Below are 13,325 nucleotides of genomic sequence, written 5' to 3'. Positions count from 1 at the left end.
TATGAGCCGTTCTGTCGTCATTCTGCGCAGCTCCGGCACCCGGCTGGAGTGCGCAGAAGAACATCCCAACCTGCTCGCCACGCTCGAAGCGCATAACTTGTGCGTTGAATTCCAGTGTCGCGAAGGCTACTGCGGATCCTGCCGGATGCGTTTGCTGAAGGGTGAAGTGCAGTACGCCGAGGCACCGCTGGCATTTATTCAGCAGGGCGAGTTTTTGCCCTGCTGTTGTAAAGCCAAAGGCGAGATTGAGATCGAGTTGTAACCCCCTGTAGCGGCGTGATTTATCGCGCGGGTTTTCCCCGTCACAGCGCACGTCATTGCGCGATAAATCACGCCGCTACGAGACCATTTAAATCTTCACCGTTTCCAGCACATCAATCCAACCGTGTCCGGTGCTGACTTCACTGCCATGCAGCCAGCGGCGCAGCATATTCATTGCCATCATCGCCACCACCTTCTGGCGAATCTCCAGGTTATGCCGCCCATGGTTGAATTTCACCCGCTGACCCCAGCTGGCTTGCGGGGTGTGCAGCGCAATCGACACCTCCCCTTCATGCAAAGTGCCCACGGCCAGCGCCACATCGGCCAGCTGCTCCCCGGCGAAATCACGGATGCGCTGCACCTGCTGCTCCAGCGTTTCCGGCAGCGATGGCAACACATTACCGGCACGTAACGGCACCTCAGCAGAAGCCAGCTGCCACTGCAACAAGCCAGCGGTGTACGATTCGCTGATCGCCAGCGTCAACTCACGCGCTGCCAGCTCACGCGCCAGCAATGCCGGTAACCCTTCGGTGCCATGAAAAATGGTGCATTCTGCCAGTTGCAGTTTGACCTGTTGCCACACCTGCTCCATCGCCACACGCTGGCTGGCCGGGCCGGTGAGTTTGATTTCAATAATCGGCATTGAGGAGCGATACCCCATCACCACGCCATCCGGTAACGGCAACGGCTCCAGTTCCGCCGCTAAATCGCTTTCGCCGCGACCAAAGGTAGTCAGACGCAGGCACAAGGGTGGCTCCGGCAATTCAAAGCGAGCTTTCAGACGCGGCAGGATCTCCTGCTCGACCATCACTTTAAATTCGGAGGGTACGCCCGGGGTGAAGAAGATCCAGCAACGATTGAGTTGCAGTGCAAAACCACAGGCGGTGCCTACCGGGTTATCAATCAATTCGGCGTTGGCGGGAATTTCTGCCTGCTTACGGTTGCTCGGTGCCATGATGCGCCCACGTCCGGCAAACCAGGCCTCCATTTTCTCCAGCCATTCCTGATGCAGCACCAAATGGCTGTCGCTGGCCGTGGCTGCCGCGAGGGCGCTGAGATCGTCACTGGTGGGACCAAGGCCGCCATTGACAATCAACACATCGGCAATCTGGCTACGGCTCTGGAGCGCCTCCACCAGCGATGGCAGAGCATCCCCTACCGTGCTGCGGCTGGTCATCGGCAAACCGTGCTGAAACAACACATCAGCCAGCCAGGCAGCGTTGGTATCCACAATCTGCCCATGTAACACTTCATCGCCCGTTGAGAGCATTTCAACTCGTATCACGTTTATTCTCCTTATTCCCTGTCGCTTTACTGTAGGAACCAGGCGAGAGAAACACAATCACTGTGGGTGCGGAAGCGGAGGATTTTCAGTAAGACAGGATGAATGGGCGCGAAGAATTCACGCCCGGAAAAGCATTAACGGCGGGCTAGCAGCAACCCTAAGAACAGCCCGGCGGCGGCACCGATGCCAATTCCCTGCCAGGGTTTATCGTGCACATAATCATCGGCACGATAAGCGGCTTTTTTTGCCCGATAGTAGTAGCTGTCAGAGGCCTGGCTGACACGTGATTTCACCTCTTCCAGCGCCTGCTCCGCTTTGGTTTTCAGTTCGATATACTTTTGATCGGCCGGGTCACCTGACGAACGCAGCACTTCTTCCAGCGTTTCGGTCAGCAAGGCCAGATCGTCATCAAGACGGCTTTCAAATTGATCTGAAGATGACATTACGCAGTTCCTCCATGTATTTAACTTACCTGTCGGTTAACTATAGTCACTAAAAACCAGAAGCGGCCAGGAATCGCCCGAGTTTCGTCGCTAAAGCGTAAAGATCTGAAATCTGCTTCGCTTCCCTGATTAATCTGATAAATTTCTTCGGACTGAATTTTTTCATTCGGCGACTGTCGTATCCCCCTGTAGCCTGAAGCTATCAGGTCTGAAATGTGTGCATGATGCACGGCAGTCACCTTAAACCCGAGCAGCTAAGGATTAGATTTCTGGCATGAATCGTAGAAAGTTTATGAAAGCGTCAATGGCCCTCTCTGCCCTGAGCGGCATGACGGGTCTGTCCACGCTGTTTGCGCAGTCCGCCTGGGCCGATGATGGCATCGCCGACGGGACCGCAGTGCGCTTCGATTTCGATGTACTGAAAAAGAAAGCCTCAGCACTCGCCAGACAGCCCTGGGGTGGCGCGCCTGGCCCGCTGCCTGACACCCTGGCCAATCTGACCCCGCAGGCCTATAACGAAATTCAGTACGACGCCAACCATTCGCTGTGGAATAACATCCCCAATCGCGAGCTGGATGTGCAATTTTTCCACGTTGGCATGGGGTTTAAACGCCGTATCCGGATGTTTTCCGTCGATGCCGACAGCCGCGAAGCGCGTGAAATCCACTTCCGCCCGGAGCTGTTCAACTACAACAACGCCAACGTTGATACCAAACAGCTGGTCGGCAAAACCGATCTTGGCTTTGCGGGTTTCCGTGCATTTAAAAAGCCGGAGCTGGCGCGTCGCGATATTGTCTCCTTCCTCGGTGCCAGCTACTTCCGCGCCGTCGATGAAACTTATCAATACGGCCTTTCCGCGCGTGGCGTGGCGGTGAACACCTTCAGCAACGGCCATGAAGAGTTCCCGGACTTCACCGCCTTCTGGTTTGAAACGCCGAAAGCCGAAGACACCACCTTTGTGGTATATGCCCTGCTGGATGGTGCCAGCGTCACCGGTGCCTACAAGTTCACCATTCACTGCGAAGCAGAACGCGTAGTGATGGAGGTGGAAAACCACCTGTTTGCCCGCAACGAGATCCGTCAGCTGGGTATCGCGCCGATGACCAGCATGTTCAGCTGCGGCACCAACGAGCGCCGTATGTGCAATACCTATCATCCGCAGATCCATGACTCCGATCGTCTGGCGATGTGGACGGGTAACGGCGAATGGATCGCCCGTCCGCTGAACAACCCGCAGCGTTTGCAGTTCAACGCCTATCAGGATGAGAACCCACGCGGCTTTGGCCTGTTGCAGCTCAATCATGACTTTAAAGATTATCAGGATGTGATTGGCTGGTATGACAAACGTCCAAGCCTGTGGGTCGAGCCGATTGGCAAATGGGGGAAAGGGGCTATCAATCTGATGGAAATCCCCACCACCGGTGAAACGCTGGATAACATCGTTTGCTTCTGGCAACCGGCTGAACCGGTGAAAGCCGGTAGCGAATTCAACTTCCAGTACAAACTTTACTGGAGTGGCCTGCCGCCGGTGCGCAGCGGTCTGGCACGCGTGGATGCGACCCGTACCGGCATAGGTGGCTTCCCGGAAGGCTGGGCGCCGGGCGAGCATTTCCCGGATCAGTGGAGCCGTCGCTTTGCGGTGGATTTCGTCGGTGGCGATTTGAAAGCCGCTGCACCGAAGGGAATCGAACCGGTGATCACCGTGTCAGCCGGTACCATTAAACAGGTTGAGATTCTCTACGTGGAACCGCTGGACGGTTACCGCATCCTGTTTGACTGGTATCCAAACAGCGATTCCACCAAACCGGTGGATATGCGTCTGTTCCTGCGCACCAAAGACGAAACCCTGAGTGAAACCTGGTTGTATCAGTACTTCCCGCCGCCGCCGGATCAACGTAAATACGTTGATGACCGGCAGATGACGCCGGGCTGATAAACATGGCGAGGTGCAAACCTCGCCATTATTTTTGCATGTCGATATGCGGAATATCATCTTCCAGATAAATGTCACTCACCGCGACGAAGCCATGGCGACCATAGAACGATTGCAGATGCGCCTGCGCTGAGAGGAACTGCGTATGTTGCGGCCAGTGCTGCTGGCAAACCTGCAATGCCTGGGTCATTAACCGGTTACCCAGATTGATACCGCGTGCGCGATCCGAAACGATAACGCGACCTATCTTCACCGGGCTTTGTGCATCCGCAGGTGATAACAGACGCGCGTAGGCCACCAGCTCATCACCATGCATACCTAACAGATGACGGTTCTCCGCCACCAGATCCTGCCCATCGACATCAAGGTAAGGACATTGCTGCTCGACCACAAACACTTCACTGCGCAGCGCCAGCAGCGTATAAAGTTGTTGCAGGCTCAAATCACGATGATGAATATCCAGCCAGTTAATTTCCATAAAGCCTCCTTGTTGGGGGGTTAATTTACCTCACGTACGTCGTTGTTGTAGTGCAAAACCGGTAAAAAAAGCACATAACAGCGCCGCCAGCCACGGCAAGCCGTGCAGCGTTAGCGACATTGCCAGCCCACCCAATGCCGGACCAATAAAAGCGCCAATCCCCCAGGCCACTGACAACGCGGCATAGGCCGCCGCCAGTTCCGACCCCTGAAAACGCTGCCCCACCAGCGTGATGATAACCGTGTAAATACCGACAAATACCCCGCCCCAGCAAAACAGCAGCAAGCGCGCCAGCCATAGCGACTGAAGCGCGAACGGCCAGGCCAGCGCCCCGAGGGTGGACAACGCCGCCAGCCAGACAATTAAGTGATGACGATCCATACGATCGGCCAGCCAACCGATCGGGAGCTGCAACAGGATCGCCCCAACCATTAAAATGGTAATCAACGATGTCGCCTGTCCTTCAGACCAGCCAAGATTGATGGCGTAAAGCGCCAGCAGATTCATCCCCGCCGCTTCCAGCGCCGCATTAAGGATGGTCGCCGCCAGCGCCAGGGGTAACAAGCGCAGCCAGCGCGACAATTTTCGCGGTGTCCCCTCTTCCGCGCTGAAATGCAGTTTGCCGCTAGCGCACAGCGCCAACACAGCAAGGGCGGATAAGGCCGCACCAGTGATAAATGCGCCGTCACCACTGCCCTGTATCGTCAGAATAAAAGGACCGAGCGCGAATCCTGCTGACAGCATCGCGGTGTAAGTTGCCAGCATTTTTGCCCGGTTATGCTCCACAGCTTGCTGATTCAGCCAGGTTTCCGTCACCACCAAAATCACTTCTGAGGCCATCCCCAACAGCAGCCGCAGCAAGAAGCTGCTGCTAATAGGCAGCACAGGAAAAAGGATCAACAACAACACCGTGACCAGCAGCGACATAGTAAGTAGGAATTTAGGCGCAAAACGACGGATGAGAGCGGGCAATGCTGGCGCGATAAGCAGCACGCCCAGCGCATGCATCGCCGCATTGATGCCGATTTGCGTTTCACTGTATCCCGCCTTTGATAGCCGCAACGCAATCAAAGGCGCACTTAAGCCGTAGGTCAAACCAAAGATGGTAATGGCGAGGAGGATCATCGCGCGATTACGCGTCATTTTATCACGCTGCGCGAAGGCGTCCGCTTCTGCTGCCATAAGGTAAAGCGTAAGCGCAAACTCTGCCACAGCCGCACTGGCCACAGCCTGATGGGCTGCGGTTCAATCACCCGCTTGAGCAGACGCACGTAATCCAGCACCAGGCCTGGTGTCCAGGCCATCTCCTCTGCCCTGCCGCGTACCACGCCTAATAGCCAAAAATTAGGGTCAGCCAGCAGGCGTAAGCCAGCATACGGCTGTCGTGCCAGAATCCCCTCAATCGCCACATCCAGCGCCTGTATCACCGCAGATGAGCAATTACGCGCCGTCAGGTTGTAGGTACTGTCCAGCCGGTAGCTATGCCAGAAATTTTGCAAGGCCTTAAAATTGTAATGTGAAAACAGGATCTGTTTATCGGGCTGACACCAGTCAGCCACCTCTAGTGACAAAGAGGCCAGAAAACGCCCCGCGACATCGTTATGCTCCCCCGAGCGCAACACTGCGCGGAAGTTACTGCTATCGCGATCAATATCCTCGAGTGGATAGTGACTGATATACAGACCATCTCCGACCGCCAGCGAAGTATGCCCGGTCGAGATCACCCCGTGCTGATCAACCGCAGCGATATAGCGATTAATTAACCGGTAACTCTCGCGCAGCCTGATCGAACCTAACGGAGTCCAGACATAGACCTTGAGCAGCTGGGGAGGTGGCTGAAGGGGAAAAGGGGGATGCACATACTGGCTGCTGTGCCACTGTCGCAATCCGCCCACCTTAAACAGGGGTAGCGTGGTCACCGTGCTGTTGGCCGTCAGCAGGTGTGCCTGACGCGCCATCTGTAGCAACGTGGTGCCAATACTTAGCAACAGTAACGAGAAACACAGTGGTACGGCGATGTGATGATGAAACGGCCAGTCACTGATGATCAGAATACTGATAATCCATTCCACCACGCCGGTAACGCATTGCTTCTTCCAGCGCCAGCCACGTAACACGATGGCGGCCACGAAGCGGAACAAACCATCAACCATAAAGGCGATGCCAAACAGCACTGCCGATACATCATTGTTATCCTGCGGAATATTGAGAATCAAAAAGCCGATACACCACAAGCCCAGCGCCTTGAGCAGGGTCAACCCATCAATGCGCATTTCGCGGATAAAGGCGAGTGTCATCTGCACCATGCCTTCAATAATAAAAAATAGCGCGAGCATATCCAGTGGAACCGAAAGCAAGCCGTCACTGGCAATATCGTAGAAGATCAACGCCGCCAGTAGCAGCAACGCCATGCCAGTCAAAGCCAGCCAATACCAGCGTCGACGGATCACCTGGGCACCGGTCAGCAGAAAGATCAACTTAATCACATTACCTCAGCGCAGCGGGATGAACATGACTTAAAAGTTAGCAATCGGTGGCGGGGTTGTCTGAGATAACAGGCAAAAAAAATCAGGCCCGGGGGCCTGATTTGTCAGTAACGTATCATGCTTACATCAGCGGCTGTGCCATTTGCACCAGCGAGATCAGCGGCTGCGGATAGACACCCAACAGCAGGACCAGAATGGCGGAAATCAGTACCACCACCCCACCGGCAGTGAAGGCCCAGTTGGCCGGGGTATCACGATCGCGCGTATGCAGTTCCGGCGGACTGAGGTACAGACTCACCGTTACACGCAGGTAGTAGTAAAGACCGATGGCGCTACCCGCCACCACTGCGCCGGTCAGCCACCACAGGTGCGCATTCACACCCGAAGCGATCACGTAGAACTTACCGATAAAGCCCAGCGTCATCGGGATACCCGCCAGCGACAGCATCATGATGGTCATCACCGCTGACAGAATCGGACGGTGCCAGAACAGGCCACGATAAGAGTACAGGGTGTCGGCATCCGGGCCACGATACGGGCTGGACATCAGGCTGACCACACCGAAAGCACCCAGGCTGCTGAACAGGTAACCGGCCAGATACACCCCAGCAGTTTCCAGTGACAGCTGATGGGTTTTCACCGAAATCAGCGCCACCAGCAGGTAACCCAGGTGGGCGATGGAGGAATAACCCAGCAGACGCTTGATGTTGCTCTGCGAAATCGCCATCAGGTTACCGAACAGGATTGAGACGAAGGCAATGACACCCAACACGGTGCGTACGGCTTCGCTGTCGGTCACCGGCGCGTACATAAACAAACGCATGATCACGCCGAAGATAGCGATTTTGCTGGCGGTCGCCAGGAAGGTAGAGACCGGTGCAGGTGCGCCCTGGTACACATCAGGCGTCCACAGATGGAACGGCACCAGCGACAGTTTGAAGCCGAGACCGATAATCATCATCCCGAGGCCAACCAGCAACAACGGCTGCTGCATCATGCTGTCGTTCAGGCTTTTACCCAGCTGAACAAAGCTCAGGCTACCGGAGTCGGCATAGATCAGCGCAATACCGAACAACAGGAACGATGACGCTGCTGCCGACAGAATGGTGTATTTCAGTGCCGCTTCCAGTGAACGTTTCTGGCGGAAAGCGTAACCAATCAAACCAAACAGCGGCAGTGACAGCAGTTCGATACCGATAAACAGCGCCGCCAGATGGTTGGCGCTGGCCAGCACGATACCGCCGAGTGCCGCAATCAGCACCAGCAGATAGAACTCATCTTTGTTGTCCGGGAAACCGGCCAGCCACGGGTAAGCGAAGGTGCAGGTCGCGAGACTCGCCAGCATCACCAGCCCGGTGTAGAAGATAGAGTAGCCATCGACACGCAGCATCGGCGTGACATCCATTGGCCCGACATGGGCAACAAACCACAGAGAAAGCAGCGCCAGGTTAAGACCAATGACCGTCAGCGTGGCATTAACAAAATGGTTGCGTCGCCACGCAATGGACAGCATCACAACCACCACCGTCAATCCGACGATCAACAGCGGCAGTAACGCGATCAATTGTTGAGGAGTTATTGTCATGGCGAATTACGGCCTTGTAGTTGAAATTGAAGCGGTAAACCACTGCTGAATGTTGCTCATTGCAGCATGGGAAGTGTCGAGGATCGGCTGCGGATACACCCCGAGCAGAACCAGCAGCACCACCAGAACCATAATCATAATGAACTCACGCGGTGACATGCCTGGCAGCGGCGCCTGTGATTTTGCTTCACCGTAATAAGCGCGCTGCATCATCACCAGTGAATAGACTGAGGCGAATACCAGACCAAAAGTGGCAATCACGATAATCACCGGCACCACCTGGAAACTGCCGGTGAGAATCATAAATTCCCCGGCAAAGTTACCGGTGCCCGGCATCCCCAGATTGGCGACGGCAAAGAACAGCGACAGTCCCGGAATCCATTTGATGCGTGACCACAAGCCACCCATCTGGCGCATATCACGCGTGTGCAGACGTTCATACAGCTGGCCACACAGGATGAACAGCGCAGCGGCGGACAGGCCATGCGCAATCATCTGTACCACTGCGCCCTGGAACGCCAGCTGGCTGCCGGTGTAGATAGCAATCAGCACGAAGCCCATGTGCGAGATAGAGGTGTAAGCGATCAGGCGTTTGATATCTGTCTGTGCAAACGCCATCCAGGCACCGTAGAAGATACCGATGACGCCCAGCCACATAGCAATCGGTGCAAACTCCGCCGAGGCATGCGGGAACAGCGGTAGACTGAAGCGCAGCAGACCATAAGCGGCAGTTTTCAGCAGAATCCCGGCGAGGTCCACCGAACCGGCTGTCGGTGCCTGACTGTGCGCATCTGGCAACCAGCCGTGCAACGGTACCACCGGCATTTTTACCGCGAAGGCGATAAAGAAGCCCAGCATCAGCAGATATTCCACGGTGTGGGACATCGGCGTTTTCAGCAATTCTTCGTAGCTGAAGGTCCACACGCCGGTGGCGTTGTAGTGCACAAACACCAACGCCAGGATGGCAATCAGCATCACCAGACCCGATGCCTGGGTATAAATAAAGAACTTGGTGGCGGCGGTGATACGGGTTTTCCCGTCCGACGCTTTATGACCCCAGAGCGCGATGAGGAAGTACATCGGCACCAGCATCATTTCCCAGAAGAAGAAGAACAGGAACATGTCGATGGAGAGGAACACGCCAATCACGCCACCGAGAATCCACATCAGGTTGAGGTGGAAAAAGCCCTGATATTTCTCAATTTCTTTCCAGGAGCAGAGTACCGCCATCAGACCGAGCAGACCGGTCAGCACCACCATCAGCAGCGACAGACCATCAATCGCCAGATGGAAATGGATACCGAAACGCGGGATCCACGGCACCGAATATTCTGATTGCCACTGCGGCATTCCTGTCGCCTGCGTCAGTGAATAGCCTCCCTGCAACCACAGCTGCATAGAGAGCACCAGCGTCAGCCCCATGGTGATCAGGGCAATCCAACGCGGCACCTTCGCGCCAAGGCGCTCGGCCAGCCAGCACAGCAAGCCACCGAGAAAAGGTATGATTATTAGCCAAGGTAATAACACGGCGTACTTCCCTTTTTTTTGCCTTTATCAGGCAATTTTTACTTTCTCGACTGGGGTGAAGGAAAGACCGCCACCCCGCCCATCAATCTTTTTAAACCACCAGCAGCAGGGCCAGAACGACCACAGCACCGACACTCATGGACGCCACATACCAGCGCAGATAGCCGTTTTCGCTGACCACCAGCCCCTTGTTGCCAACGCGTGAAATCAGCGCGGGCAGATTCATCAGCGAGTTCAGCGGGTCACGGTGCAACAGCCAGGCAATGCCGAGGAATGGCTTAACGAACACTTTGTCGTACAGCCAGTCGAAGCCCCAGGCCGCAAACCACCAGGTCCCGAAGAAACGGCCCGGTGCACTGTTGGCAACGCGGGTCACCAGCTGACGTTTGCCCAGCCACAGCGCCGCAGCAATCAGGATACCGACGATAGCCACCACGCCAGAGGTGATTTCCAGCCCCACTTTGCCGCCTTCACCAAACTCGTTCTGCGGCAGAACACCTGCCAGCGGTGGAGTAATCAGCGCACCAATGAAGGTCGACAGCACCAGCAGCACAATCAGCGGCAGATGATGAGTAATGCCTTTACCGGCATGGGCATGAATTTTTTCTTCGCCATGGAAGACGATGAAAATCATGCGGAAAGTATAGATAGAGGTCAGGAACGCCCCAACCAGACCGGCAACCATCAGATTGATGTGGCCATTGGCCAGCGCACCAAACAGGATTTCATCTTTACTGTAGAAACCTGCGGTAATCAGTGGCAGCGCGGCCAGTGCCGCACCACCCACCAGGAAGCAGGCATACACCAGCGGGATGCTCTTACGCAGACCACCCATTTTGAAGATGTTCTGCTCGTGATGGCAGGCCAGAATCACCGAACCTGAAGAGAGGAACAGCAGCGCTTTAAAGAACGCATGGGTCATCAGGTGGAAAATCGCCGCATCCCACGCCTGAACACCAAGCGCCAGGAACATGTAGCCAATCTGGCTCATGGTCGAGTAAGCCAGCACGCGTTTGATATCGGTCTGCACCAGCGCGGCAAAACCCGCCAGCACCAGGGTGATAGCCCCCACGATACCGACCAGATGCAGCACATCCGGCGTCAGCAGGAACAGGCCATGCGTACGGGCGATCAGATAGACACCCGCCGTCACCATGGTCGCGGCGTGGATCAGTGCAGAAACCGGCGTCGGACCGGCCATCGCATCCGCCAGCCACGTCTGCAACGGCAGCTGTGCTGATTTACCCACCGCACCACCCAGTAACAGCAGGGTAGCCCACTGCAACATATGGTTGTCAGCCGCAAAGTGTGCCGGAGCCAGTTCCATCAGTTCGCGGAAGTTCAGCGTACCCAGTTCGTTGTAGAGGATGAATAAGGCTAAAGCCAGGAACACATCACCCACACGGGTAATGATGAAGGCTTTCATTGCTGCTTTGCCATTGTCCGGGTTGCTGTAGTAGAAACCGATCAGCAGATAGGAACACAGCCCCACCCCTTCCCAGCCGAGATACATCAGCATCAGGTTATCGGCCAGCACCAGAACCACCATGCTGGCGATAAACAGGTTGGTGTAAGCGAAGAAGCGTGAGTATCCCTCTTCACCGCGCATGTACCAGGACGCGAACATGTGGATGAAGAAGCCAACCCCGGTCACCACGGACAACATCGTCAGCGACAGGCCATCCAGCACCAGGTTGACTTTGATGTCGAAGTGCCCGACGTTCATCCAGGTCCAGAGCGCCTGCGTAAACGGCTGCTGCCCCTGGCTGAAGAAATCCATGCCGACAAAAATGGTGGTCAGGGCAGCCAGACCGACTGAGCCCATCCCCACAGCGGCAGACAGGTTCTCCGACCAGCGACCACGGGAAAATGCCAACAGCACGAAGCCAATTAGCGGAAATAAAACGGTTAAGTAGAGAAGATTCATCCGCGCATCTCGCTCACAGTATCAATGTTCAGCGTCTGACGACGACGATAGAGCTGGAGCAGCAGCGCCAGACCAATACTGGCTTCCGCCGCCGCGAGGCTGATGGCCAGAATGTACATTACCTGGCCGTCCGCTTGTCCCCAGTAGCTGCCTGCCACCACCAGCGCCAGCGCGGCAGCGTTGATCATGATTTCCAGACCAATCAGCATAAACAGCAGGTTACGGCGCAGCACCAGTGAGGTCAGGCCAAGAACAAACAGCACAGCAGCCAGAATCAGGCCGTGTTGTAACGGGATCATGCGTGCTCCTCCTTATTCCCTTGCGCCTCTGCCGGACGGTTGCTTAACACTTCGCCCTGACGCTCTTCACGTCCGATATGGAAGGCCACAACCAGACCGGCCAGCAGCAGCATCGACGCCAGCTCCACAGCCAGAACATAAGGACCAAACAGGCTGATACCCACCGCTTTGGCGTCAATAACGGTGCCATCAATACCCTGATCATGTGCGGTGCTGATGGCATAAATCATCACCACCAGCAGCAGTAAGGACACGATGCCAGGACCAATCCACAGCGATGGCTTCAGCCACTCGCGCTCCTGATCCTGCTGGGTTTTGCCAAGGTTCAGCATCATCACCACGAACACGAACAGCACCATAATGGCACCGGCGTAGACGATGATTTCCAGCGCACCGGCAAAGTAAGCGCCCATCGAAAAGAACACACCCGCAATCGACAGCAGCGAAACAATCAGGTACAGCAGCGCATGTACCGGGTTGGTGTGAGTGATGACGCGTAGCGTCGTCAACACCGCCACCAGTCCGCAAAGATAAAACGCAAATTCCATACCTGCTCCTTAAGGTAACAAGCCTTTGACGTCGATCGGTTTGGCTTCGTTTTCTGCATCGCCTTTACCTTTCCCGTCAATTGCCATACCCGCCATGCGGTAGAAGTTGTACTCCGGATATTTACCCGGACCGGAGATCAACAGATCCTGTTTTTCGTACACCAAATCCTGACGCTTAAACTCACCCAGTTCGAAATCCGGGGTCAGCTGGATAGCCGTAGTCGGACAGGCTTCTTCGCACAGGCCACAAAAGATGCAGCGTGAGAAGTTGATGCGGAAGAATTCCGGATACCAGCGGCCATCCTGCATTTCGGCTTTTTGCAGCGAAATACAGCCTACCGGACAGGCTACCGCACACAGGTTACAGGCAACGCAACGCTCCTCACCGTCCGGATCGCGCGTCAGCACGATGCGGCCACGGTAGCGTGGCGGCAGGTACACCGGTTCTTCCGGGTACATCTGGGTTTCGCGTTTGGCGAAGGCATGCATGCCTATCATCCAGATACTGCGCACTGTCGTGCCGAAGCCAACGACAATATCTTTTAAAGTCATC

The 13,325-nt window shown here is 55.6% G+C and carries 13 protein-coding genes; 2 read left to right on the top strand and 11 right to left on the bottom strand.

All coding sequences use genetic code 11. The annotated features are described in order from the left end of the window. Window position 1 precedes the first annotated feature (1 nt). A complete protein-coding gene (gene yfaE / locus RCF31_RS19580; protein ID WP_416412027.1) occupies window positions 2-262 on the top strand; it encodes a class I ribonucleotide reductase maintenance protein YfaE in 261 nt (86 codons plus the stop codon). 87 nt (window positions 263-349) lie between these two features. On the opposite strand, the gene RCF31_RS19575 is transcribed toward yfaE, so the two are convergent. Beyond that, window positions 350-1,546: a nicotinamide mononucleotide deamidase-related protein YfaY gene (locus RCF31_RS19575; protein WP_416412026.1), complete on the bottom strand. Its 1,197-nt coding sequence runs from the start codon at window positions 1,544-1,546 to the stop codon at window positions 350-352. A gap of 134 nt (window positions 1,547-1,680) precedes the next feature. Further along, window positions 1,681-1,989, bottom strand: a complete 309-nt coding sequence (gene elaB, locus RCF31_RS19570) for a stress response protein ElaB (protein ID WP_084876105.1) — start codon at window positions 1,987-1,989, stop codon at window positions 1,681-1,683. A gap of 274 nt (window positions 1,990-2,263) precedes the next feature. Here elaB and RCF31_RS19565 point away from each other — a divergent pair, with 274 nt between their 5' ends. Next, entirely contained in the window at window positions 2,264-3,922 is a 1,659-nt protein-coding gene (locus RCF31_RS19565) for a glucan biosynthesis protein D (RefSeq protein ID WP_416412025.1), read from the top strand. 28 nt (window positions 3,923-3,950) lie between these two features. Here RCF31_RS19565 and RCF31_RS19560 read toward each other — a convergent pair whose 3' ends face one another. From RCF31_RS19560 to nuoI, 9 genes are all read right to left on the bottom strand, one after another. Then, on the bottom strand, window positions 3,951-4,400 hold the full coding sequence (locus RCF31_RS19560; protein WP_416412024.1) for a GNAT family N-acetyltransferase: 450 nt from the start codon (window positions 4,398-4,400) through the stop codon (window positions 3,951-3,953). A 30-nt stretch (window positions 4,401-4,430) separates the two neighbouring features. Continuing rightward, window positions 4,431-5,543: an MFS transporter gene (locus tag RCF31_RS19555; protein ID WP_416412023.1), complete on the bottom strand. Its 1,113-nt coding sequence runs from the start codon at window positions 5,541-5,543 to the stop codon at window positions 4,431-4,433. Further along, window positions 5,540-6,886: an HdeD family acid-resistance protein gene (locus tag RCF31_RS19550; protein ID WP_416412022.1), complete on the bottom strand. Its 1,347-nt coding sequence runs from the start codon at window positions 6,884-6,886 to the stop codon at window positions 5,540-5,542. The genes RCF31_RS19555 and RCF31_RS19550 overlap by 4 nt, the downstream gene beginning before the upstream one ends. 121 nt (window positions 6,887-7,007) lie before the next feature. Then, the gene (gene nuoN, locus RCF31_RS19545) at window positions 7,008-8,471 is read right to left on the bottom strand and encodes an NADH-quinone oxidoreductase subunit NuoN (RefSeq protein WP_084876110.1); all 1,464 of its coding nucleotides are present in this window, start codon (window positions 8,469-8,471) and stop codon (window positions 7,008-7,010) included. 6 nt (window positions 8,472-8,477) lie between these two features. After that, on the bottom strand, window positions 8,478-9,998 hold the full coding sequence (nuoM, locus tag RCF31_RS19540; RefSeq protein WP_299445355.1) for an NADH-quinone oxidoreductase subunit M: 1,521 nt from the start codon (window positions 9,996-9,998) through the stop codon (window positions 8,478-8,480). A 91-nt stretch (window positions 9,999-10,089) separates the two neighbouring features. Continuing rightward, window positions 10,090-11,925 carry an NADH-quinone oxidoreductase subunit L gene (nuoL, locus tag RCF31_RS19535; protein WP_416412021.1) on the bottom strand — a complete coding sequence of 612 codons (1,836 nt, stop codon included), beginning with the start codon at window positions 11,923-11,925 and terminating at the stop codon, window positions 10,090-10,092. After that, window positions 11,922-12,224, bottom strand: a complete 303-nt coding sequence (nuoK, locus tag RCF31_RS19530; protein ID WP_013509877.1) for an NADH-quinone oxidoreductase subunit NuoK — start codon at window positions 12,222-12,224, stop codon at window positions 11,922-11,924. The genes nuoL and nuoK overlap by 4 nt, the downstream gene beginning before the upstream one ends. Further along, a complete protein-coding gene (gene nuoJ / locus RCF31_RS19525; protein ID WP_299445336.1) occupies window positions 12,221-12,772 on the bottom strand; it encodes an NADH-quinone oxidoreductase subunit J in 552 nt (183 codons plus the stop codon). Before nuoJ ends, nuoK begins: the two co-directional genes overlap by 4 nt. A gap of 9 nt (window positions 12,773-12,781) precedes the next feature. Then, entirely contained in the window at window positions 12,782-13,324 is a 543-nt protein-coding gene (gene nuoI, locus RCF31_RS19520) for an NADH-quinone oxidoreductase subunit NuoI (protein ID WP_013509879.1), read from the bottom strand. Window position 13,325: the final 1 nt, after the last annotated feature.

The sequence above is a fragment of the Pantoea sp. App145 genome, assembly GCF_047947045.1.
Classification (GTDB): Bacteria; Pseudomonadota; Gammaproteobacteria; order Enterobacterales; family Enterobacteriaceae; genus Pantoea.
The sequence above is the reverse complement of the archived record's forward strand: the minus strand, read 5'-3'. Positions and strand labels throughout refer to the sequence as shown.